This is a genomic window from Nocardiopsis sp. MG754419, assembly GCF_018207095.1.
Taxonomy (GTDB): Bacteria; Actinomycetota; Actinomycetes; order Streptosporangiales; family Streptosporangiaceae; genus Nocardiopsis.
In genome coordinates, this window is the sequence record NZ_QOCZ01000097.1 from 1 (window position 1) to 21,823 (window position 21,823).

Consider the following 21,823-nt stretch of genomic DNA (forward strand, 5'->3'; position numbering starts at 1 on the left):
GGGTGGGCGCGGGCGAGGTCGGAGTCGGGGTTGACCATCTCCGGTTCCACCCACAGCCCCACCTGCATGCCCAGGGCGCGCACGTGGTCGAACAGCGGGTGCAGTCCGTCCGGCCACACCCGGGCGTCGACGGTCCAGTCGCCGAGCCCGGCGGTGTCGTCGCGCCGGCCCCGGAACCAACCGTCGTCCAGGACGAACCGTTCGACGCCGATGCGCGCGGCGGTGTCGGCGAGCCGCCTCAGCCGTTCCGGGTCGTGGTCGAAGTAGACCGCCTCCCAGGTGTTGAGCACGACCGGACGCGGTGAGGCGGGATGGTCGGGGCGGGCCCGCAGCCACCGGTGGAAGCGGCCGGACAGACCGTCCAGCCCCTGGTCCGACCAGCCGAGGAAGATCCAGGGGGTGGTGTAGGACTCGCCCCGCGCCAGGCGCACCTCGCCGGGGTGGAGGAGTTCGCCCCCGGCGAGGACCGCATCGGCCTGGCCCGCACCCTCGGGGAGACGTTCGGCCAGGTGGAGGTGGTCGCCGCTCCAGGCGGTGTGCACGCCCCACACCTCACCCGAGCGGAACCCGAAACCCGGGGTGCCCGCGACGAGCACGAGCGGAGCGTCGTGTCCGGTCCGGCCGCGGCGGGAGGCCCGCATGCGGGTGCCCATGGTGAGGGGTGCGCGCTGGGGTGACCGTTCGCGCACCCATCGCCCGGTCAGGTCCAGGACCTCCTCGGCCTCCCGTGGGAGCGGCAGGGTCACGGTGAGCGTGTCCAGGGTCCAGGGGTCCGGGTCGAGGTTGGTGACGGTGTTCCGCGCGCGGACCAGGCCCTGGGCCTCCATCCACAGCTCGGTGCGGAGCCGGAGCCCGCCGCCCTCGGCGGTGACGGTGACGCGACCGCCGGCCTCGGACCCGGTGTCCGTCGGAGGGTCGACGTCCACCTCCACGGCGCTCCACGCCGGGTAGGTGACCCGGCCCTCGTGGTGGCCGGCCAGTCCGGGGTGTCCGCGCCAACCCTCGCCCTGAGTCGGCACGAGCGAGACGGGGGTGGGCGCGTCGAGGTCGTTGAGGGCGGCCGGGGGCGCCGCGGCCGGAACGAGTCCCTCCGGGTCGGGCAGGTCCGCGCCCCAGTGCAGGACGTACGGGAGTCCGAGATCGGGGACCCGCAGGACGAGGGCGGTCCCGGCGGCGCGCAGAACGATGGTGCGGTGGTCGGTCATGCCTTGCTCGCTCCCGGGGTCGGTCCGGCCGGGCGACGCGGACTGTGAGTGCGGCCACGAACACCCACATCGTCGATACTCCACCCGGAACCTGTCAACACTTACCAACGGATTCGCACAGGATTCCGCGCACTTCGGCACCGATTGACACCATGAGAGGGGCGGAGCAGACTGTGATTCAACAAGATCGAACATTTTCGACCACACGGGGGGCGGGATGCTGGCCGCGCAACGGCAGGAACTGATCCTCGACCGACTCCGACGGGACGGCAGCGTCCGCGTCACGGACCTCGTCGAGGCCCTCGCCGTGTCCGACATGACCGTCCGACGGGACCTCGACGTCCTGGAGGGCCGCGGGGCGCTGCGCAAGGTGCACGGCGGTGCGGTCGCTCCGGAGGGCGCGCGCACCGAGGAACCCGGATTTCAGGCCAAGTCGACCCGGATGGCGGCCGAGAAACGCGCCATCGCCCGGGCCGTGGCCGACCTCGTGGAACCGCACAGCGCGGTCGGGCTGTCCGCCGGGACCACCACGGCGCTGGTCGCCGAGTTCCTGCGCGAGACCCCCGGCCTCACCGTCATCACCAACTCGCTGCACGTGGCCGAGGTCTTCCACCGGGCGGAACGCCCCGACCGGACCGTCGCGCTCACCGGCGGGTTCCGCACCCCCTCCGACGCCCTCGTGGGCCCGCTCGCCCTCGCGTCCGTGCGCGGGATCAACCTGGACACCCTGGTCCTGGGCGTGCACGGCATGCACGAACGGGCCGGGTTCACCACGCCCAACCTGATGGAGTCCGAGACCAACCGGGCCCTGGTGGAGTCGGCCGAGACCCTCGTGGTCGCCGCCGACTCCAGCAAGTGGGGCACCGTCGGGATCAGCACCATCACCCCCCTGGACCGGTGCGACGTGCTCGTCACCGACGACGGGCTCGCACCGGACGCCCACCGCACCCTCCACGACCACGTGCGCAGCCTCGTGGTCACCGACGTTCCCCGGGAGACCGGATGAGGAAGACCTCAGCACGCCTGGCCGACGGCCGGGAGATCATCTACTTCGACGAGTCCGACGGTGCCCGCCGCGAGCTCCACGACCACCGGGACCTGCCCGAGCGGGCCCCCGGCTCCGAACTGCGCCGGGACCCCCTGACCCGCGAGTGGGTGGTGGTGGCCGCCCACCGCCAGGGCCGCACGCACCTGCCGCCCAGCGACCAGTGCCCCCTGTGCCCCTCCACCGGGGACCGGCGCACCGAGGTCCCCTCGGCCGACTACGACGTGGTCGCCTTCGAGAACCGCTTCCCCTCGCTCAGCGGGGACGAGGGGCGCTGTGAGGTGCTCTGCTTCTCCTCCGACCACGACACCTCCCTGGCGGAGTTGGGCCCCCGCCGAGTGCGGACGATCGTCGACGCCTGGGCCGACCGCAGCGCCGCGCTCGCCGAACGGCCCGGCATCGAGCAGGTGTACTGCTTCGAGAACCGGGGACCGGAGATCGGGGTGACCCTGCACCACCCGCACGGACAGATCTACGCGCTGCCGTTCGTCACCCCCCGGACCGCGACCGTGCTGGCCTCGGCCCGCGCCCATCGGGAGGAGACCGGGGGCGACCTGTTCGAGGACGTCCTGGCCGCCGAACGCAAGGGTCCGCGCGTGGTGCTGGAGAACGAGCACTGGACCGCGTTCGTGCCCGAGGCGGCGCGCTGGCCGGTGGAGGTGCACGTGTACCCGCACCGGGCCGTACCCGACCTGCCCTCGCTCGACGACGCCGAACGCGACGCCTTCGCCGAGCTGTACAGTGCGCTGCTGGGCCGGTGCGACCGGCTCTTCGACGGCCCCCTGCCCTACATCTCCGCCTGGCACCAGGCGCCCGTCCGCGACGCCGAGGCCCGCGACCTGTCCCGGCTGCGTCTGGAGCTCTTCTCCGTGCGCCGCGCAGCGGCCAAGCTCAAGTACCTGGCCGGCACCGAGTCCGGCATGGGCGTGTTCATCAACGACATCGCGCCCGAGACCACCGCCCAGCGCCTCCGGGAGGCCGCCCCGTGAAACTCCTCGTCACCGGCGGTGCCGGTTACGTCGGCAGCGTCGTCACCGACCTCCTCTTGGAGGTGGGGCACGAGGTCACCGTGCTCGACGTGCTCTCCGCCGGTCACCGCGACGCCGTCCCCTCCGGTGCCTCCTTCGTCGAGGGGGACATCCACGACGCGGCCCGGTTCCTGGACCCCTCCTTCGACGCGGTGCTGCACTTCGCCGGCAAGTCGCTGGTGGGCGAGTCCGTGCAGGACCCCGGGCCGTACTGGCAGACCAACGTCGGCGGCACGCTCGCTCTGTTGGAGGCCATGCGCGAGCACGGCGTGGACCGGCTGGTGTTCTCCTCCACCGCCGCGACCTACGGCGACCCGCCCTCGGGCGCGCCCCTGCGCGAGACCGACCCGACCTCGCCCACCAACCCCTACGGCGCGGGCAAGCTCGCGGTGGACCACATGCTCACCGGGTGGGCGCGCGCCCACGGCCTGGGCGCGATCAGCCTGCGCTACTTCAACGTGGCCGGGGCGCACGGCGGCCTGGGTGAGCGGCACGACCCGGAGACCCACCTCATCCCCAACCTGTTGAAGGTGGCCACTGGAGAGGCGGAGCACGCCTCGGTGTACGGCACCGACTACCCCACCCCGGACGGGACCGCGATCCGCGACTACCTGCACGTGCGGGACCTGGCCGACGCCCACGTGCGCGCCCTGGAACGCCTGGAGTCGGGCACGCACCGGATCCACAACCTGGGCGGGGGCGGCGGCTACAGCGTCCGCGAGGTCCTCGACGCGGTACGGCGGGTCACCGGCCACCCCGTTCCCGTGGTCGACGGCCCCCGCAGGCCGGGCGACCCCGCGGTGCTGGTCGCCGCCAACGAGCGGGCCCGCGCGGAGCTCGGCTGGGAGCCGACCCGCGGCCTGGACACGATCGTCACCGACGCCTGGGAGTTCACCCGGGTCCGCTCCGAGGCGAGGGCGGGGGTGCCGGAGTGAGCCGGCCGGACCACGCCGCGACCACCGTCTCCCCCGCCCCCTCCGGCCCGGGGGCCGGGCCGGCTCCCGCCGGGACGCCGAGCCGCCACATCGACGTGGAGTTCCTGACCTCGGGTTTCCGGGAGGCCTTCGGGCGTGAACCCGAGGGGGTGTGGGCCGCCCCCGGGCGGATCAACCTCATCGGTGAGCACACCGACTACAACGACGGGTTCGCGCTGCCCATGGCGCTGCCGCACAGCCTGACCATCGCGGCGGCCCGCCGTGAGGACGGGCACGTGCGGCTGCGGTCGCGGCGGTTCCCCGGGGACCACGGCTTCGACCTGGCGGGCCTCGCCCCGGGGACCGTTCCGGAGGGGGCCGCCTACCAGGCGGGGTCGTTGTGGGCACTGCTCGACGAGGGCCACGAGATCGGCGGGCTGGACCTGTTCGTGGACAGCACCATCCCCGCCGGCAGTGGACTGTCCACGTCGGCGGCGCTGTGCTGTGCGACCGTCCTGGCCGCCACGGGGCTGTACGGCGACATGCCCGCCCCGGCCGAGGTGGCGCGCCTGGCGCAGCGGGCCGAGAACGACTTCGTCGGCATGCCCTGCGGGATCATGGACCAGTCCGCGGTGATGCAGTCCGACGAGGGCCGGGCGCTGTTCCTGGACTGCCGTTCGCTGGCCACCGAACAGGAGCCGTTCGACCTGGCCGCGCACGGCATGGCCCTGCTGGTGGTGGACACCAAGGCCCCACGGCGACTGGTGGAGGGCGCCTACGCCGAACGCCGGCGGACCTGTGAGGAGGCGGTCGGGATCCTCGGCGTGCGGGCGCTGCGCGACGTCACCGTCGAGGACCTGCCGCGGGCCTTGGACGCCTTGCCCGACGAGGTCACGCGCGCCCGGGTCCGCCACATCGTGACGGAGAACGACCGGGTACTGAAGACGGTGGAGCTGCTGCGTGCGGGGCTCCCGCGCGAGGTGGGGCCGTTGTTCACCGCCTCGCACGTCTCCCTGCGCGACGACTTCGAGGTGAGCGTCCCCGAGGTGGACACCGCGGTGGAGGCGGCCCTGGCCGCCGGGGCCCTGGGCGCGCGCATCACCGGCGGCGGTTTCGGCGGCTGCGTGATCGCGCTCGTGGACACCGACCGGACGGACGCCTGCGCCGCGGCGGTGGGGTCGGCCTTCGCCGAACACGGTTTCGGCGCTCCGGAGGTCTTCACCGCCCTGCCCTCCCGGGGGGCGCGACGCCTGCGCTGAGCAGCGGCACGACGCTCTTCCCGCACACGCTTTCGATGCGGCGCCGGACCGGTGGGACCGGTCCGGCGCCGCCGTCGATCGGGTCAGGACGTGGTGTCGATGACACCGGTGCCCGCGTACGCCTCGACGTCCGCCTGAGCGTCCTCGGGGCTCTGGGCGGTGTAGTCGTAGGGCACGGTGAAGTCCGTGGTGGACTCCAGGTGCTCGTGCGGGGTGCCGTTCGCGAAGGTGTTGTCGACCAGGTTCCAGTGACCGGTCTCGGAGCTGCCGTACCACCAGCCGACCGGGCCCTCGATCTGGCCGTCGTGGCTGTCGGTGTCACCGGAGCCCACGTTGTCGAAGTGGTTGCCCTCGACCAGCACGCGGGCGCCCATGCGGGCGTTGATCGCCGAACCGTCGATGTCCTCGAAGACGTTGTTCAGCATGTGCACGTCCGCGTGGCGGATCAGCGGCACCCGGGTGTTGAGGTTGTTGAAGTGGTTGTGGTGGTAGGTGATGTTGTCCGGCGCGGCACTGGCGGAGTCGTTGTGCCCGACCAGTGAGGTCTTCCAGTGGTCGGAGAACCGGTTCCAGGAGACCGTGACGTACTCGGAGCCGTGCTTGATGTCGACCAGGCCGTCGTAGAAGTCCTTGTCGACGCCCTCCTTCTCGCTGCTGAAGTCGTTGTGGTCGATCCACACGTTGGTGGTCTGCTCCGTGATCTCCAGAGCGTCGCCCTCGCCCTGCGAGACGTGGTGGATGTTCAGGTTGCGGAAGACGATGTTCTCGGACCGGGTGACCTTGAAGCCGATCCCGTCGAACTCGCCCTCGTCGCCGACGCCCAGGATGGACACGTTGGCGACGTCCTTGACGTCGATCTTGGACTCGTCGACCTGGTCCGGGGTGACCGTGACGTCGACGTACACGACCAGACCGCCGCCGTCACTGTCGTCGTGGTCCTTGAGCAGTTGGTACAGCGCCTCGCCCGGCTCGCTCTCCTCACTCCAGGAGGCGTACTCGCTGAGCACGTACTCGTCGACGCCGTCACCGCCGAAACCGCCGGTGGTGCCGCCGTTCATGGACGCGTATCCGACGGGGACGTCGCTGTGGGGATCGGCCAGGATCCGGGGGTTCGCGCCGGCGGTGAGTTCACCGTCGACCTGCTGGCCGGGGACCACGAACCAGGCCCCGGCGAGCAGGGCCGCGCCTCCGGCGGCTGCCAGCGCCAGGGGGGCCGAGGGACGTCTTCTGCGTGGGACGGACATGGGGGTGCCTCTCTGCCGGTGGGGTCAGGGGGTCGATGAGCGGGGTCGTCCGCACCGGCGATGTGACCCGAAAGCTGCAAACGTTTGCAGTTGCCCCATAGTCACTGCGCGTTGCTGGTCTGTCAAGGGAGGTTCGGCGCGAAAACCCCGTCACCGCAGGCGATCCGTGCTCGAATCCCTCCCGCGGGCGGGCCACACCGGCGGCGGTCGGTCCCGCCGGCGGGGCACCGTCAGCCCACGTACGCGCTCACTCTGAGGGCCTCGGCGTCGTGCCCGATCTCCCGGTAGAGCCGCACCGCCTCGACGAGATGTTCCCTCCAGTCCTCGGCGCCGGCCAGCTGGTCCACACCGGCGAGCACCTCACGCGCCTTCGCCGTCTGGTAGGCGCGGCCGCCGGCCTCGAAACCGGCCAGGGCGCGCTCCAACTCCCGGCGGGCCTGGGGCGTGCGGCGTTTGCCGTTGAGCGCCCGCCCGCGCTCCATACGGACCTCGGCGACGTCGACCTCGTCCGCCTCGTGGTCGTCCCCCGGCGCGGTGAAGACCTCCAGGGCCGCGTCCAGCCGTTCGAGGGCGTGGTCGAACCGGCCCAGGCTGACCAACGATCGCCCGCTGAGCAGGTCCAGAGCCGCCGCGCCCCGCGGGCCGGCCGTCGCCGCCCGGAGGGGGCGCACACGCTCGAACAGGCCCAACGCCGTCTCGTTCCGCCGGCCGCGCTGGGCCACGATGCCCATGCACTCCAGGGAGGCCGCACGGGTGTCCTGTCCGCTCTCCGCGTCGGCCAGCGCGTAGGCCGCCCGGCACTCCTCGTCGGCGCGACCGAGCTCGGCCGCGTCGAGGAAGCCGAGCGCCAGGAGGGTGCGCACACGCGCCTCCTCCGCCGGGTCGCGGAGCACACCGGCGGCGCGCGCCGCGGCCTCCAACAGTTCCAGTCGTTCGCCGGAGCGCCCACCGCCCCGCAGCCGGTTCTCGACCGACTCCACGATCCGCAGGACCACGGTGTGGTGCCCCTGGGCCTCGGACCGGCGCACGTACGCGGCCAGGATCTCGCCGTTGGCCCGCATCCAGTCCCGCGCCCCGTCCTCGGTCCCGCACTCCGGCGGAGAAGTGTCGAGGCCCGCGATCGGCCCGTCGGTGGCGACGGAGACGAGGGAGGCGACGTGATGTTCCCCGTCCGCGCGGCGGCCGGGGTGGTCGGTGGTCTCGTGGAGGTAGGGACGGCTCCGCGCGCGCCGTTCGACCGCGGTGGCGGAGGCGGACTCCGACCGTTCCGGGATCGGCGCGGGGCGTGGGTGTTCGGTGATCGTCTCGTCGTCCATCGGGGCGGGCTCCACCGGTTCGGCCTCCTTCGCGTCGAAGTGCCGGCGTCCGTCGCGCGGTCGTGTCCGGAAGGAGGCACCTCCACCGCCGCCGGGGATCGGCGGGCCCCGCACGGAGTCCGGGGGGTGTGGTCGGCGATGCGCGGGCCGGTCCCGCGGTGGGGTCGTGGTGGCGTGCCTCGGCCTCGGGCCCACCGGGTCCCCTCGACCCGGATCGCCGCACCACCGCCGCTGTCTCCGTCGACGCCGCGACCTGCGCGTACAGGTGACCATGATGCTGCACGACCCGAAGGGAACACCAGGCGTTTCACGACCTCCCGCGCCCCGCCCCGGTCGCCGCGATCCGGGCCGGCCCCACGACCTGCGCGTTCGTCGGCGGGCACCGCGTACCGGCGTCCGCATCCGGCCACGTCAGAGGGTGGGCGTGTCCTGGGTGAGGAGCCCCTCGACGGCGTCCGCGGCGGCCACGGCACCGCCCGCCTCGGTGATCTGTTCGCGCATCCACCCCAGACGTTCGCGCACGGCGGGGTCGTGCGCGACCTCCTCCACCGCCGCCCAGAGGGTCGCGGCGTCGACGGTGTCGGGGTCCAGCGCTCGCCCGAGCCCGAGCTCGGCGACGCGGTCGGCGTTGGCGCGTTGCTCGGCCATCTGCGGCAGGGCGACCAGGGGCACCTCGTGGGCGAGGCCCTCCATCGTGCCGCCCATCCCCGCGTGGGTGACGAAGACCGTGGCGTGCCGCAGGACCGCGAGCTGGGGCACCTGGGCGTGGACCTCGACGTTGGGCGCGAGCTCACCGAGGTCGGCCGGGTCCGTGCCACCGATCGCCATGACCACGTGCCAGGGACGCCCGGCGGCGGAACGGGCGATCTCCCGGTAGAGGTCGGGCCGGTCGTTGTAGGCCGTGCCGAGGGAGACCAACAGGACGGGGTCGTCCGTGGGCGGGGTCCAGTGCTGTCGCGCGGCCCGCGCGGTCAGGTCCGGACCGACGAACAGGTGGGTGTCGGCGAAGGTGTCGCCCTCGTACTGGAAGGCCCGGGGCAGCGTGACCAGGCGCAGCGCGGCCCCGCTCCCCCGCAGGAAGCCGGCCACGTCGGTCACGCCCTGGGCGCGGGCGAAGCGGGCCATCCGGAACAGGGTGAGCAGGAACCGGGGGCTCATCGGGTTGAACTTCGTGTACTCCTGGTGCATCCCCCAGTGCTCGTTGCTCACCAGGTTGGGCCAGTTCTCGACGGCCGGGACCTGCCAGCGGTGCGCGAGCAGCCGCCCCCACCAGGCCAGGGTGCCGTCGTGCACGACGAGGTCGGGGGCCTGCCGGTCGACCTGCGAGGCGTGGACGACCCGGATCTCCTCCAGCAGCAGGCCCACCGCACGGACGAAACCGCGCCCGTGCATCTGCGGGGCGTCGCCGCCACCCCTCCACGTGGTGGGGGTGGGCACGTGTTCGGCGCCGGTCTCGGTGACGCGCGCGGCGAACTCCTCGGGTGCGGCGAAGGTGACCCGGTGCCCGCGACGGACCAGCTCCGCCGCGGTTCCGAGCAGGGGGTTGACGTGACCGGGACCGTTGGGCGCGAAGAAGGCGATGTGGGCCATGCCGACAATCTAGCCACCCCCTTGATGGGAGCGCTCCCGTAGGTCAGTGTGCACAGGGTGGATCACCGACCTTCGGAAGGACGACGCATGGGACAGCGATTCGGACTGCTCGGCACCGGCCACTGGGCCCGCGAGACGCAAGGGGCGGCCCTGGCCGCCCACCCGGAGGCCGAGCTCGTCGGTGTGTGGGGGCGCGACCCCGCCAAGGCCGCGAACCTGGCCGCGCACCTGGGCACCCGACCCTACGAGGACGTGGACGCGCTCATCGCCGACGTCGACGCCGTCGCCATCGCGCTGCCCCCGGACGTCCAGGGCGACCTGGCGCTGCGGGCGGCCAGGGCCGGCCGCCACCTGTTGTTGGACAAACCGGTGGCCCTGGACCTGGACGTGGCCGACGCCCTGGTGGCGGAGGCGGGGGTCCGCGGGCTGGCCTCGGTGGTCTTCTTCACCCACCGCTTCTCCGACAACGTGGACACGTTCCTGCGCACCGCCGCGGACGAGGGCGGCTGGGACGGCGCCCGGGCCACCCTGTTCGCGTCGATCTTCCGCTCCGACAACCCGTACGGCGCCTCCCCCTGGCGCCGGGAGAAGGGCGGACTGTGGGACGTGGGTCCGCACCTGCTGTCGTTGGTGCTCCCCGTGCTCGGCCCGGTCGAGGAGGTGACCGCACTGAACGGCCCCCGGGACAGCGTCCATGTGCTGACCCGCCACCGGGACGGGGCCGTCGGTTCCTTCTCGGTCACCCTGGACGCCGCCCCCGAGGCCACGACGTTCTCCATCGACCTCTACGGGGAACCGGGGACGCGTGCGGTGCCCGGTGGCGACCGCGGTGCCGCCGTCGCCTTCGGTTCCGCGATCGACCGACTCCTCGACCAGGTGGCGGGTACCCCGGGCGACCCGTGCGACCTGCGTTTCGGACGCGAGGTCGTGGCGGTCCTGACCGCCGCGGAGGAGTCCGTCCGCTCCGGCCGGACCACACGCGTGACCGAGGCCGCCGGATCGGATCCGGCGGCCTCGCGCTGAGAGTCGGGAGCGAGCGCGGGTGGTCAGGCGGTGCTGCCCGCGTTCCTGGAGTACATTCCATCGGCGAGGTAGACGATCCCCGCCGCCACCACGACCTGGACGATGAGCACGAGCAGCCAGGCGGTGGTGAACAGGCCGGCGATCCATCCGCCCAGGAAGGCGGCCACGATACCCAGGACCAGGGTGAGCCACATCGGCAGGTGCTGCTTGCCGGGTACGACGAGTCGCCCCAACGCACCGATGATCAGACCGACGATGATTGCGCTGATGATGCCGGTGATCTCCACAGGACCTCCCACGGTTGGACGCACCCCCGTCGTTCCCGCGGTGACCAGGAAGGACACCGCGGACACGGCGACCTGGTCGAAGCTTTTGCCGGTTTTGGGGCTCACGAGGAATGTGACTCGCCGCTACGTCGCGATCCGCACCGAGGTGAACGACCGAGCGGAGGTGTGGGAAGGGTCGGGGGACGACCGGTCCTGCTGGTCATCGAGGGAAGCGGTGATGCCCCCACGAAGCGGTGACCGTCGTCCCGCCCCCGCCGACGACATCGCGGGGGCCGGGTTCGGCCGCCCGGCCACGCCGCGGAAGGAGAGCGACCACGTCACCGCCCGCGCGGAGGGTGCCGCGTCGAACCCCGCTCGACACGACACCCTCCCGATCCCGACCCCGGCCCCGGCCTCGGGCCCTGCCTCAGACGTGCGGCGTGCGGCGCGGCGTCCGAAACCGCGCCCACACGGTGCGCCGGCCCGACTCCGCTCCCCCGGCCACCGTGGCGATCAGGCGCTCCCTGTGGGCGGCGCGCTCACGCTCGGCGCGGTAGAGGTCGGCGGCCCGAGCGCTGAGGTCGGGGTGCATGGTGGTCTCCTCCGGGTCGGTGCCGGGGCCGTCCCCCGACTGCTTCCAGAGTCGGGCCGAGGACCCCCGCCGCACATCGGGAAAGTGCAGTGGATCCAGGCCGTGGAGGTGCCTTAGATCGTGCGCGCCCCCGCCTTAGGACCCGGGTGTCGCACCACGGGGGAGGTTCCGTGGACACGCCGGCCCCGCGCGACGGAGTGCGCGGCCGGGGCGCCGGCGGAGACCCCGAGGAACACGATGCGGACCACCGATGCCGGTATCGCCCGTGGCCACGGGCCTCCCGGGCGCGCCGGACCGCTCCCGGACCACACCCGCACCGGGATGTCACGGGGGTTCTGCCGTCCGCATAAGGCCACGCGACCCCCTCCCCCGACGGCGTCGCGCGACGTAGTGTCGAAAGTCGGAGATCCTGTCGACGGGGAGGCACCGATGAGCGAGAGCGTCCTACGCTCCCTGGACGAGGCCCGCAGGGGCCCGGTCCGCGAGGAGCGTGCCGCGGAGCCCCTCATGCGCGACCTCATCGGCGACCTGCTGCGCCGGACCCGCGTGGACCAGGGGCGGACCCTACGCGAGGTGGCCGAGGACGCCCAGGTGTCGCTGCCCTACCTGTCCGAGATCGAACGCGGCCGCAAGGAGGCCTCCTCCGAGGTCCTCGCCGCGGTGTACCGCTCTCTGGGACTGAGCATCACCGACGTGCTCGGTGCGTTGCACCGGCGCACCACGCTGTTCCGTCTCGAACGCGCCGACCCCCGGCGCTCCGGCACGGTGACGACCCCCGCGCCCCCGGCCCACCAGGCACGGGTGCTCTCCCTGGCGGCCTGACCCCTCCGCCTCTCCGTACTCCCACGTCCCCCGCACAACAGCACAGCCCCGGGCGCCGGCCGACGGTCCCCCGTTCCGACGGCCCGGCGTCCACGCCAGACGGCACCGCGTTCCGGCCCATCCCAGGCGCGCGGCGCCCGGCGGTGGTTCCGGCGCGCTCTGGCCGGGACCACCGCTCCTCCGTTCCGTGGTCACGTGATCGGCCTCGGGCGTCCTCCGGTAGTAGGACGTGCGCCACCCCCGAGGCCGACCCCGTCACCTCAGGCGGCCGGGAGAACGACCTCCCTCGTGGTGATCACGTGGTCCACCAGTCCGTACTCCCTGGCCTGCGCGGCGGTGAAGATCTTGTCCCGGTCGGTGTCGGCCCGCAGTCGTTCCTGGGTCTGGCCGGTGTGCCGGGACAGGATCTCCTCCACCTGGGCGCGGACGCGCAGGATCTCCGCGGCCTGGATCTCCAGGTCGGCCGCCTGCCCCTGCCCCTCGCTGGAGGGCTGGTGCAGCAGGACCCGGGAGTGTTCCAGGGCCGAACGCTTGCCCGGCGCACCCGCGGCGAGGAGGACGGCGGAGGCGGAGGCCGCCTGACCCATGCAGACGGTGGCCACGTTCGCCCGGACGAAGCGCATCGTGTCGTAGATGGCGGTCAGCGCGGTGTTCGAGCCTCCGGGCGAGTTGATGTAGAGCTGGATGTCCGTGTCGTGGCTCTCGTAGTCCAGGTGCAGCATCTGGGCCATGACCACGTTGGCGACGTCGTCGTCGATGGGCGTGCCCAGGAAGATGATCCGCTCGGACAGCAGTCGGCTGAACACGTCGAAGGAGCGTTCGCCGTTCGGGGTGCGCTCGACCACCATCGGCACCGTGTAGCGCCCGCTCATCGCGTTCCTCCCCTCGGGGCGGCGAACCCGGGCGCGGTGCCGCCCAGGCGCATCCCACCCGCCATCTGGTCCACGGTCGTCACCACGTGGTCGACGAACCCGTACTCCCGGGCCTCCTCGGCGGTGAACCAGGCGTCCCGGTGCTGGTCCTCGGCGATGGTGCGCTCGCTCTGACCGGTGTGCTCGGCGATGAGCCGCACCATGGTGTTCTTGGTGTGCGCCAGGTTCTCGGCCTGGATGGCGATGTCGGCGGCGGTTCCGCCCAGCCCGCCGGAGGGCTGGTGCATCATGATGCGCGCGTGCGGCATGCTGTACCGCTTGCCCGGCGCCCCGGTACAGGCCAGGAACTGCCCCATGCTGGCGGCCACCCCCATGACCAGGGTGGACACGTCGTTGGGCACGAAGTTCATGGTGTCGTAGATGGCGAGCCCGGCGCTGATCACGCCGCCGGGGCTGTTGATCGCCAGCGTGATGTCCTTGTGCGGATCCTCGTCGGCCAGCAACAGGATCTGGGCGCACACACGGTTGGCGCTCTCCTCGTCCACCTGGGTCCCCAGCAGCACGATCCGGCTGCGGAGCAGCCGCGCGGCGAGCTGGTCGTCGAACCCGCCGCCGGGTGCGTACTCGGCGGCGAGCGTGGGTGGTGTCGGCATCGGACCTCCTCGTCCCGGCCTCGGCGCCACGGACGGTGGGTCCGTTCGCGGCCGGTGGCTCCAGACTGCGGCGGGGAGGACGCCGGTCGCCATCGTTTCGGCCCGGCGCAGATCTGCGGCCGGCAGAGCGGACCGGTCGTGCCGATGAAGGAACGGTCCGGTCGTGCCGACGGCAGAGCGGTCCGATCGCGCGGGAGGTGGACCGGTCCGGTCCTGCGGGTCGCGCACCGGAACGCTTCCGGACATGACGAAAGGCCCTGTCGAGGGCCTTGGGAGTGCGCGGGCTCGGGGTCCGGGGAGCCCGCCTTCGACGTGTCGTCGGGAGTGCGTCGCCTGGTGCCGTGCGGATCAGGTGTCGTCTATGGCGGCCCGCAGGTCGCGCAGGACGTCGAGGACGACCGGGCGCAGCGAGGGCCTTATGGCGTCGAAGACCTGTCGCTGTTTGCGCTCCATGTACTTGCGACGCTCGGCGAGGACGTTCTCGCCCTCCTCCGTGATCGTGACGACGGTGCTGCGTTCGTCACGTTCGGAACGGCGCCGGGCCATCATGCCCTTGCGCTCCAGCTGTTGGATCATCCGGGTGGCGGACGGGGACGAGACCCCGACGATGTGAGCAACGGCACCGACACTCGGATTGTCCATGCCGCGCACCGCTTCCATCAGGAGCGACTGTGTCAGGGTGATCTCTTCGGCTCCGCGATGCCCGTGCCCACCTCGTGAGCGGGCGTGCAGCGCCGCGTTGATGAGTTCGGTCCAGACGCGCTGGAACTCCTCGAGTTCGAGCGCGTTCGGCTGGGTGTGTACCTGCTGCTCAGAACAGGGATCGGGGGTCTCGTCGGGCACGAAACGGTCCTCGCTGGCTGGGCTCTGCGCACGGGTCCCCGACCCGCGCGGTGGTTTGACGTTTGTGTAGTGTAGCTATTAAATAGCTTGCGCACGCAAGTTCAAGTAGATCCATGCCCCACCAAAACGGAAACGACACCCCGCTCACTGATCCGGTTGTGGGCGGTCTCGTTTGCTGCGGGGCACGGGACGTCCGTCCGGACACGTCGGGCGGGCCCGGACCGGTCCGGGAGGGGCGCATTGACAACAGTGCTGGTCGCGCATTTCATCACAGCTGCGGTCGCGCCGTTAGTGGTGCGCCTATGGGGTCGTAACGGCTTCTACGCGCTCGCGATCGTCCCCGGCCTGGCCACCGTCTGGGCCCTGTTCCAGCTCCCGACGATCCTCAACGGCGGGACGCTGTCCGAATCCATCGAGTGGGCTCCGCAGTTCTCCCTGCGGCTCGGCCTCTACATGGACGCCCTCGGCCTGATCATGACGCTCATCGCCGCGGGCGTGGGCACCCTGATCCTGGCGTACTGCGCGCGTTACTTCAGTGACTCCGAACAAGGGCTGCCGCGCTTCGCGGGCGTGTTCGTCGCGTTCGCCGGCGCCATGCTCGGTCTCGTGCTGGCCGACGACCTCATCCAGCTCTTCATCTACTGGGAGCTGACCACGGTCTTCTCCTACCTTCTGGTCGGGCACAAGGCCGAGTCGAAGGAGAGCCGCCGGGCGGCGATGACGGCCCTGACCGTCACCACGTTCGGTGGTCTGGCCATGCTGGTCGGCATGATCATGCTCGGCCAGACCGCCGGGACCTACGTGATCTCCGAGATCGTCGCCGACCCGCCCCCGGGCGGCGCCGTGGTCAACGCCGCCCTCGTGCTGATCATGATCGGCGCCATGTCCAAGTCGGCGCTGTTCCCCTTCAGTCTCTGGCTTCCCGCCGCCATGCAGGCGCCCACGCCGGTCTCCGGCTACCTGCACGCCGCGGCGATGGTCAAGGCGGGCGTCTACCTGGTCGCCCGTCTCACCCCCGCCTTCGGCGACGTCGCCGTGTGGCAGGTCATGGCGCTGTTCTTCGGTGTCATCACCATGATCCTCGGCGGCTGGAAGGCGCTGCGCCAGGTCGACCTCAAGCTCGTCCTGGCCTACGGCACCATCAGCCAGCTCGGTTTCCTCATCGCCCTGCTGGGCACCGGAACCCGGGCGGGCGCCCTGGCCGGTATCGCGATGCTCGTCGCGCACTCCCTCTTCAAGGCCCCGCTGTTCCTCGTGGTCGGCATCATCGACCACAGCACCGGGACCCGGGACCTGCGCGAACTCTCCGGGCTGCGCAGGTCCATGCCGAGCACCTTCTGGATCTCGGTCATCGCGCTGGCCTCCATGGCCGGGCTACCGCCCACCGCCGGGTTCGTGGCCAAGGAGCTCGCCTTCGGCGCCTACACCCACGGCGGCGGCTTCGACACCCTGGTCCTGGTCGGCCTGGTCATCGGCTCCACCCTCACGGTGGCCTACAGCCTCCGTTTCCTCTGGGGCGCCTTCATCGACAAGGAGGGCGTGCAGCCCACCCCGGTCCACGCGCCCGGTGCGCTCTTCCTCGCTCCGGCGGTCATCCTGGCCGCGCTGAGCCTGGTCGGCGGTCTGGTGTCCGCGTGGGTCGACCCCCTCTTCGCGGCCTACGCCGACACGGTCCCCCAGGGTCCGAGCGAGGAGTACGCCTCCTACCTGGCGCTGTGGCACGGATGGGAACTGCCGCTCCTGCTGTCGGCGGTCTGCGTCGCCGGCGGTCTGGTGCTGTTCTCCTTCCGTCACCGGGTCGCCTGGCTCGGCAACCGGATGGCCTTCGTCAACCCCGAGCGCAACTACCGCCGCATGATGGCGGGCCTGGAGAACCTGGCACTGCAGGTCACCGGTAGCACCCAGCGCGGTTCGCTGCCGGTCTACCTCGGCACCATCCTGGTCTTCCTCGTGGTCGGCGCGGGCATCCCGATCATCACCGGACGCCTCTGGAACGGCGACAACCCGTCGCTGCGTCTGTGGGACACCCCGGTGCAGGTCATCCCGGCGCTCATCATCGTCATCACGTGCCTGCTGATCCTGTTCGTGCGACGCCGCCTGTTCGCGGTGATCCTCGTCGGTATCGGCGGTTACGGCGTGGCCGCCCTGTTCTACCTGCAGGGCGCGCCGGACATCGCGCTCACCCAGTTCCTGGTCGAGACCGTCAGCCTGGTGGTCTTCGTCCTGGTGCTGCGCCGGTTCCCGTCCCACTTCTCGGCGCCCGCGCTCAAGGGCCGCCGGATCTGGAACATGACGATCGGTGCCGCCACCGGTCTGCTCGTGGCGACCATGACCTGGTTCGCCCTGGCCGGCCGGCAGGAACCCTCCATCGCGCTGGGCGGACCCGACGGTCCTGCCTACTCGGACGCGGCGGGCGAGGCCGGCGGCTACAACATCATCTCCGTGCTGCTGGTCGACGTCCGTGCCTGGGACACCATGGGTGAGATCTCGGTGCTCGCCGCCGCGGCCGCCGGTGTGGCCAGCCTGATGTTCGTGCGCCGCCGGGCCCGGCCCCGTAAGGCACCCAGCGGTGTGATGGCGCTGTCCGTCACCCAGCCGCCGCAGCCCACCAACGGGCACGACCGGGTGGACCTGAGCAACCTGACGATCGCTCCGCAGAGCCTGCACGTCAAGCCGCAGTGGAACCGCAGCTGGCTGCCGGGCGCGGAGGCCCTGCCCACCGAGCGCAGGTCGCTCATCTTCGAGGTGGTCTCGCGCTTCCTCTTCCCGGTGATCATGGCGATCTCCGTGTACCTGCTGCTCACCGGCCACACCGACGTCGGTGGCGGGTTCGCCGGCGGCATCGTGGCGGGTCTGGCGTTCATCGTCCGCTACCTCGCCGGAGGCAGGTTCGAGCTGTACGCCACCGCGTGGGTGCAGCCGGGCGCGCTCATCGGCGCCGGTCTGGCGCTGGCCACGGGCACGGCGATCGGTGGCGCCATCTTCGGCGGGGACGTCCTCGCCGGAGGCGACGCCTACCTGAACTTCTGGATCCTGGGCGAAGCCCACATCACGGTCTCGTTGTTCTTCGACATCGGTGTCTACCTGCTGGTCATCGGTCTGATCCTGGACATCCTGCGCAGCCTCGGCGCCCGTATCGACGAACAGATCGAGCGGGACGCCGCGCACGCGGAGGAGACCACCGCCGGGCCGGGAGCCCCCGCACGAGCCGAGGAGGTCACCTCGTGAGCGAGTCCCCAAGCCTCACACTCGTCATCGTCATCGGTGTCCTCGTCGCGGTCGGCGTGGTGCTCCTGCTGGAGCGCAGCCTCACCCGTGTGCTGCTGGGCTTCATCGTGATGAGCAACGGCGTCAACCTGATGATCCTGGCCATGGCCGGGCAGCCGGGCGGTCCCCCGGTCCTGTGGTTCACCCCACGGGACGAGGACATGACCGACCCCCTGCCCCAGGCCATGATCCTCACGGCCATCGTCATCACCCTCGGCATCACGGCGTTCCTGTTGGCCCTGGCCTACCGGAGCTGGCAGCTGGAGGGCAACGACGAGGTCCAGGACGACGCCGAGGACCTCCGGATCGTGCAGGGCGAGGGGCGGCGCGCGGTGCGCCAGCGCTTCCTGCAGGAACGTCGCCGGCTGCGCGCGGACATCCGCAGGCAGCGGGCCGAACTCCAGGCCACCATCGCCGCGGCCGACGCCCAGGAACTGGCCGAGCAGGCCCGTATCAAGGCGGAGATCGCGGCGGCCCAGGCCGAACTGGCACGGTTCGAGGTCGAGGCCGAGGACGGCCACGCCGACGAGCAGTCCCAGGAGACGCTGCGCCGCCTGACCGACCGCCAGCAGAGCATGGTCAACCAGGTGACGGAGCTGCGCGGCCGGATCCGACTGGGCCGCAAGCGACTGCGTGAGCACCGACGGGCCGACCGGGCCGCCGAACGCGAGCTGTGGCGCGAGCTGCGCCGCCGCATCCGTTCGCAGCGGCGTCAGGCACGTCAGACCATGCGGGCAGAGCGTGAACGCCTGGCTCGCGCAGAGGACAGCGACCTGCAAGGGAACGACTGACCATGGGATGGGACTACTTCGCCGGATTCCTGCACTACCTGGTTCCGCTGCCGGTGGTGCTGCCCCTCTTCGCCGCCGGTGTGAAGCTCGCGATGGGCATCCGTTGGCCCCGCATGCAGCAGTGGCTGAGCGTCATCTCGCTGGCGCTGGTCCTGGCCACCGGTGCGGCGCTCATGGTGGGCGCCGACATGTTCGGGCCACAGGCCGTCCAGGTGGGCGGTTGGGACACCCCGATCGGCATCACGCTGGTCGCCGACCGGTTGTCGGCGCTGATGGTGACGGTCTCCGCCGCCATCACCCTGGCCGTGCTGATCTACTCGATCGGTCAGGGCATGGCGGGCAAGGCCGAGGTGGCGCCGCTGTCGGTGTACCAACCGACCTACCTGATCCTGGTGGCAGGTGTCTCCAACGCGTTCCTCGCCGGTGACCTGTTCAACCTGTACGTCGGCTTCGAGATCCTGCTGACCGCCAGCTACGTGCTGCTGACCCTGGGGGGTACGCAGTCGCGGATGCGGGCGGGCGCCATCTACGTGGTGGTGTCGCTGGTCTCCTCGGTGCTGTTCCTCATCGCCATCGCGCTGGTCTTCGGCGCGACGGGCACCGTGAACATGGCCCAGCTGGGCGAGCGCCTGCCGGAGATCTCCTCGGAGCTGGCCTTGGTGCTCCAGGTGATCCTGCTGGTGGCGTTCGGTATCAAGGCGGCGGTGTTCCCGCTGGCCGCGTGGCTGCCGGACTCCTATCCCACCGCGCCGGCCCCGGTCACCGCGGTGTTCGCCGGCCTGCTCACCAAGGTGGGCGTGTACGCGATCATCCGGACGCAGACCCTGTTCTTCCCCGGCGACCAGCTCAACGACGCCCTGATGTGGGTGGCCCTGGCCACCATGCTCCTGGGCATCCTGGGCGCGGTGGCGCAGACCGACATCAAGCGTCTGCTGTCGTTCACCCTGATCAGCCATATCGGCTACATGGTGTTCGGTGTGGCGCTCGGCAGCCAACTGGGCATGGCGGGCGCGGTGTACTACATCGCGCACCACATCACCGTGCAGACCACGTTGTTCCTGGTGACGGGGTTGATCGAACGTCGAGGCGGGTCGACGTCGCTGGACCACCTGGGTGGTCTGGCGAAGATGGCTCCGCTCCTGGCCATCCTGTTCTTCATCCCGGCGATGAACCTGGGCGGTATCCCGCCGTTGTCGGGCTTCCTCGGCAAGATCGGTCTGATGCAGGCCGGTGTGGACGCGGGCACCCCGCTCGCCTACACGCTGGTCGGCGCCTCGGTGCTCACCAGCCTGCTGACCCTGTACGTCATCGCGCGCGTGTGGAACTACGCGTTCTGGCGCACCCCGGCCGAGGGGACGGTCGCCGAGCCCGGCACCGTCCTGGAGGACACCGAGGCCGACGACACCTCGACCGCGGCCCTGGGCCCGGGCGAGGCGGTCGGTCCGTCCTCCCGCCTGAGCGACACCACGACCGCGGCCACCCCGGTGGTGACCTCGGTGGTCCTGCCCAAGAGCATGCTGGGCGCGACGATCGCCCTGGTCGCCTTCGGTCTGGCCATGACCGTGTTCGCAGGTCCGCTCATCGCCTACTCCTCGGAGGCCGCGGTCGAGCTGTTGGAACGCACTCCCTATATCGAGGCGGTCCTCGGAGGATCCCGATGAACGATCTGCAGACCAAGAAGAGGTTGGGCGTACGTGCCGTGCGCCACCGCATCGGCAAGGTACAGCTCCCGGTCGCCCTCGGGATGACCGTGGTCTGGATGCTGCTGTTCAACGCCTTCCAGCTCCGGCCGGAGTCGTTGGGCATCATGGTGGTGGGCTTCCTGGTGTCGGTCACCATCATGATGGTGTTCCCCCTGCCTCCGATCGTCCCGGGCTTCCGGTTCTGGCCGCTGCAGGGCGTGCGCATGTTCCTGTACATCGTGGCCAAGATGGGTGTGGCGAGCTTCCAGGTCACCCTGCAGGTGTTCCGCCCCGGGCCTCCGGTGCGGAGCTCGGTGGTGGCGGTCCGGTTGCGCACCGACTCCGACCTGATGCTGGTGTGCACCTCGATCGCGACGTCGATCATTCCGGGCAGTGTGATCGTGGAGGTCGCCCAGCCCGAACACGTCCTGTACGTCCACGTGCTGGGCGCGGAGGACGAGGACGCCGTCTCCACGGCCAAGAAGGACATCCACGACCTTGAGGAACGGATCGTCCGGGCGCTGGGGACCCGTGAGAACATCGCCGAACTGGAGGCCGCCCTGGCCACCGAGAGGGGGAACGAGTGAACGCGCTGTGGATCGTCATCGCCCTCCTGCTCGGTGCGGCCGCGCTGCTGGGCACTGCCCGACTCCTGCTGGGTCCGAGCATCCTCGACCGGGCCCTGTCCGTCGACGTCCTGCTGGCCTCGGCGCTGACCGGCCTGGGGGCCTACGCGGCCTTCTTCCGGGACCCCACGGTGCTGCCGTCGCTGCTGGTGCTGTCGCTGCTGGGTTTCGTCGGGTCGATCAGCATCTCCAAGTTCGTCGCGCGGCGCCCTGAGGAGCACGCCGACGAGGACGAGTCGATGCTCCCGCCCGCCGAGGGCACGGCCAAGGAGGAGGGCAAGACCTCATGAGCGAACAGGTCGTCCACGTGCTGGACTGGATCGCGATCCTGTGCATCCTCGCGGGTGCGCTGCTCTCCTTCATCGCCGGGGTCGGTCTGGTCCGCTTCCCCGACCTGCTGTCCCGGATGCACGCCGCGGCCAAGCCGCAGGTGCTGGGGTTGCTGCTGGTACTCGTGGGGATCGGTCTGCGGATCGCGCCCCAGGAGGACACCGGCGTGTTCAGCGTCGGCACCCTGATCCTGGTGGGGCTGTTCCAGGTCGTGACGGTCCCCGTCGCCGGCCACATCGCGGCCCGTGTGGGGTACCGGACCGGACGGATCCGCCGGGACCTGGTGACCACCGACGAGCTGTCCGAGCGGTTGGACGCGCGGCACCGCGCGCCGGACACCACCGAGGACACCGTCTCCTAGATCGTTGATGGGAAATCCCTGAAACGCCTGCGGGCAAGACGAAGGGCGTCGAGGATCAGTGTGTGACCAAAGACCTTGACGCCCTTCTGACAGC

Annotated in this window: 21 protein-coding genes; 12 read left to right on the top strand and 9 right to left on the bottom strand. The window is 71.3% G+C overall.

Going from position 1 to position 21,823, the window contains the following annotated elements:
• On the bottom strand, positions 1 to 1,205 hold a 1,205-nt coding region (locus DSY14_RS18160; RefSeq protein WP_211717779.1), incomplete at its 3' end, for an alpha-galactosidase.
• Between the two features lie 217 nt (positions 1,206 to 1,422).
• Here DSY14_RS18160 and DSY14_RS18165 point away from each other — a divergent pair.
• The 4 genes from DSY14_RS18165 to galK all read left to right on the top strand — a co-directional run bounded on the left by DSY14_RS18165 (position 1,423) and on the right by galK (position 5,451).
• Complete coding sequence (locus tag DSY14_RS18165) at positions 1,423 to 2,211, top strand: DeoR/GlpR family DNA-binding transcription regulator (protein ID WP_211717780.1); 789 nt, start codon at positions 1,423 to 1,425, stop codon at positions 2,209 to 2,211.
• Positions 2,208 to 3,239: a galactose-1-phosphate uridylyltransferase gene (gene galT, locus DSY14_RS18170; protein ID WP_211717781.1), complete on the top strand. Its 1,032-nt coding sequence runs from the start codon at positions 2,208 to 2,210 to the stop codon at positions 3,237 to 3,239. Before DSY14_RS18165 ends, galT begins: the two co-directional genes overlap by 4 nt.
• Positions 3,236 to 4,213, top strand: coding sequence for a UDP-glucose 4-epimerase GalE (galE, locus tag DSY14_RS18175; RefSeq protein WP_211717782.1), 978 nt, complete (start codon positions 3,236 to 3,238; stop codon positions 4,211 to 4,213). Before galT ends, galE begins: the two co-directional genes overlap by 4 nt.
• 95 nt (positions 4,214 to 4,308) lie before the next feature.
• On the top strand, positions 4,309 to 5,451 hold the full coding sequence (gene galK / locus DSY14_RS18180) for a galactokinase (RefSeq protein ID WP_211717796.1): 1,143 nt from the start codon (positions 4,309 to 4,311) through the stop codon (positions 5,449 to 5,451).
• An 83-nt stretch (positions 5,452 to 5,534) separates the two neighbouring features.
• Here the strand turns inward: galK and DSY14_RS18185 are convergent, their stop codons facing one another.
• The 3 genes from DSY14_RS18185 to DSY14_RS18195 form a co-directional block, all read right to left on the bottom strand.
• Positions 5,535 to 6,695, bottom strand: coding sequence for a polysaccharide lyase family 1 protein (locus DSY14_RS18185; RefSeq protein WP_211717783.1), 1,161 nt, complete (start codon positions 6,693 to 6,695; stop codon positions 5,535 to 5,537).
• A 230-nt stretch (positions 6,696 to 6,925) separates the two neighbouring features.
• A complete protein-coding gene (locus DSY14_RS18190) occupies positions 6,926 to 8,026 on the bottom strand; it encodes a tetratricopeptide repeat protein (protein ID WP_211717784.1) in 1,101 nt (366 codons plus the stop codon).
• 396 nt (positions 8,027 to 8,422) lie between these two features.
• Positions 8,423 to 9,601 carry a macrolide family glycosyltransferase gene (locus DSY14_RS18195; protein ID WP_211717785.1) on the bottom strand — a complete coding sequence of 393 codons (1,179 nt, stop codon included), beginning with the start codon at positions 9,599 to 9,601 and terminating at the stop codon, positions 8,423 to 8,425.
• A gap of 87 nt (positions 9,602 to 9,688) precedes the next feature.
• On the opposite strand from DSY14_RS18195, the gene DSY14_RS18200 reads away from it, so the two are divergent.
• Complete coding sequence (locus tag DSY14_RS18200; RefSeq protein ID WP_211717786.1) at positions 9,689 to 10,624, top strand: Gfo/Idh/MocA family protein; 936 nt, start codon at positions 9,689 to 9,691, stop codon at positions 10,622 to 10,624.
• 23 nt (positions 10,625 to 10,647) lie between these two features.
• Here DSY14_RS18200 and DSY14_RS18205 read toward each other — a convergent pair whose 3' ends face one another.
• Both DSY14_RS18205 and DSY14_RS18210 read right to left on the bottom strand, forming a co-directional pair.
• Positions 10,648 to 10,911 (bottom strand): GlsB/YeaQ/YmgE family stress response membrane protein, encoded by a 264-nt coding sequence (locus DSY14_RS18205; RefSeq protein ID WP_211717797.1) that lies wholly within the window; start codon positions 10,909 to 10,911, stop codon positions 10,648 to 10,650.
• Between the two features lie 406 nt (positions 10,912 to 11,317).
• Entirely contained in the window at positions 11,318 to 11,482 is a 165-nt protein-coding gene (locus DSY14_RS18210; protein ID WP_211717799.1) for a hypothetical protein, read from the bottom strand.
• A 429-nt stretch (positions 11,483 to 11,911) separates the two neighbouring features.
• On the opposite strand from DSY14_RS18210, the gene DSY14_RS18215 reads away from it, so the two are divergent.
• Positions 11,912 to 12,304 (top strand): helix-turn-helix domain-containing protein, encoded by a 393-nt coding sequence (locus tag DSY14_RS18215; RefSeq protein ID WP_211717787.1) that lies wholly within the window; start codon positions 11,912 to 11,914, stop codon positions 12,302 to 12,304.
• Between the two features lie 260 nt (positions 12,305 to 12,564).
• Here DSY14_RS18215 and DSY14_RS18220 read toward each other — a convergent pair whose 3' ends face one another.
• The 3 genes from DSY14_RS18220 to DSY14_RS18230 form a co-directional block, all read right to left on the bottom strand.
• Complete coding sequence (locus DSY14_RS18220) at positions 12,565 to 13,176, bottom strand: ClpP family protease (protein WP_211717788.1); 612 nt, start codon at positions 13,174 to 13,176, stop codon at positions 12,565 to 12,567.
• Positions 13,173 to 13,829, bottom strand: a complete 657-nt coding sequence (locus tag DSY14_RS18225) for a ClpP family protease (RefSeq protein ID WP_211717789.1) — start codon at positions 13,827 to 13,829, stop codon at positions 13,173 to 13,175. The genes DSY14_RS18220 and DSY14_RS18225 overlap by 4 nt, the downstream gene beginning before the upstream one ends.
• A gap of 348 nt (positions 13,830 to 14,177) precedes the next feature.
• Positions 14,178 to 14,672 (bottom strand): MarR family winged helix-turn-helix transcriptional regulator, encoded by a 495-nt coding sequence (locus DSY14_RS18230; RefSeq protein ID WP_211717790.1) that lies wholly within the window; start codon positions 14,670 to 14,672, stop codon positions 14,178 to 14,180.
• 249 nt (positions 14,673 to 14,921) lie between these two features.
• Between DSY14_RS18230 and DSY14_RS18235 the strand changes: the two genes are divergently transcribed.
• Genes DSY14_RS18235 through mnhG form a run of 6 tightly spaced genes read left to right on the top strand, consistent with a single transcriptional unit; the run spans position 14,922 to position 21,729 of the window.
• The gene (locus tag DSY14_RS18235; protein ID WP_211717798.1) at positions 14,922 to 17,900 is read left to right on the top strand and encodes a Na+/H+ antiporter subunit A; all 2,979 of its coding nucleotides are present in this window, start codon (positions 14,922 to 14,924) and stop codon (positions 17,898 to 17,900) included.
• Positions 17,897 to 18,730: a Na(+)/H(+) antiporter subunit C gene (locus tag DSY14_RS18240; RefSeq protein ID WP_211717791.1), complete on the top strand. Its 834-nt coding sequence runs from the start codon at positions 17,897 to 17,899 to the stop codon at positions 18,728 to 18,730. Before DSY14_RS18235 ends, DSY14_RS18240 begins: the two co-directional genes overlap by 4 nt.
• A 2-nt stretch (positions 18,731 to 18,732) precedes the next feature.
• Complete coding sequence (locus DSY14_RS18245) at positions 18,733 to 20,391, top strand: Na+/H+ antiporter subunit D (RefSeq protein WP_211717792.1); 1,659 nt, start codon at positions 18,733 to 18,735, stop codon at positions 20,389 to 20,391.
• Positions 20,388 to 20,999: a Na+/H+ antiporter subunit E gene (locus tag DSY14_RS18250; RefSeq protein WP_211717793.1), complete on the top strand. Its 612-nt coding sequence runs from the start codon at positions 20,388 to 20,390 to the stop codon at positions 20,997 to 20,999. Before DSY14_RS18245 ends, DSY14_RS18250 begins: the two co-directional genes overlap by 4 nt.
• Entirely contained in the window at positions 20,996 to 21,328 is a 333-nt protein-coding gene (locus tag DSY14_RS18255) for a monovalent cation/H+ antiporter complex subunit F (RefSeq protein WP_211717794.1), read from the top strand. Before DSY14_RS18250 ends, DSY14_RS18255 begins: the two co-directional genes overlap by 4 nt.
• Positions 21,325 to 21,729 carry a monovalent cation/H(+) antiporter subunit G gene (mnhG, locus tag DSY14_RS18260; protein ID WP_211717795.1) on the top strand — a complete coding sequence of 135 codons (405 nt, stop codon included), beginning with the start codon at positions 21,325 to 21,327 and terminating at the stop codon, positions 21,727 to 21,729. Before DSY14_RS18255 ends, mnhG begins: the two co-directional genes overlap by 4 nt.
• Positions 21,730 to 21,823: the final 94 nt, after the last annotated feature.

Bases quoted from the DNA above. Each gene is read 5' to 3' on its own strand.
- mnhG (WP_211717795.1), top strand. From the start codon at position 21,325: ATGAGCGAACAGGTCGTCCACGTGCTGGACTGGATCGCGATCCTGTGC.
- DSY14_RS18250 (WP_211717793.1), top strand. From the start codon at position 20,388: ATGAACGATCTGCAGACCAAGAAGAGGTTGGGCGTACGTGCCGTGCGC.
- DSY14_RS18210 (WP_211717799.1), bottom strand. From the start codon at position 11,482: ATGCACCCCGACCTCAGCGCTCGGGCCGCCGACCTCTACCGCGCCGAG.
- DSY14_RS18220 (WP_211717788.1), bottom strand. From the start codon at position 13,176: ATGAGCGGGCGCTACACGGTGCCGATGGTGGTCGAGCGCACCCCGAAC.
- galT (WP_211717781.1), top strand. From the start codon at position 2,208: ATGAGGAAGACCTCAGCACGCCTGGCCGACGGCCGGGAGATCATCTAC.
- DSY14_RS18200 (WP_211717786.1), top strand. From the start codon at position 9,689: ATGGGACAGCGATTCGGACTGCTCGGCACCGGCCACTGGGCCCGCGAG.
- DSY14_RS18215 (WP_211717787.1), top strand. From the start codon at position 11,912: ATGAGCGAGAGCGTCCTACGCTCCCTGGACGAGGCCCGCAGGGGCCCG.
- DSY14_RS18245 (WP_211717792.1), top strand. From the start codon at position 18,733: ATGGGATGGGACTACTTCGCCGGATTCCTGCACTACCTGGTTCCGCTG.
- DSY14_RS18225 (WP_211717789.1), bottom strand. From the start codon at position 13,829: ATGCCGACACCACCCACGCTCGCCGCCGAGTACGCACCCGGCGGCGGG.
- DSY14_RS18195 (WP_211717785.1), bottom strand. From the start codon at position 9,601: ATGGCCCACATCGCCTTCTTCGCGCCCAACGGTCCCGGTCACGTCAAC.
- DSY14_RS18165 (WP_211717780.1), top strand. From the start codon at position 1,423: ATGCTGGCCGCGCAACGGCAGGAACTGATCCTCGACCGACTCCGACGG.
- DSY14_RS18185 (WP_211717783.1), bottom strand. From the start codon at position 6,695: ATGTCCGTCCCACGCAGAAGACGTCCCTCGGCCCCCCTGGCGCTGGCA.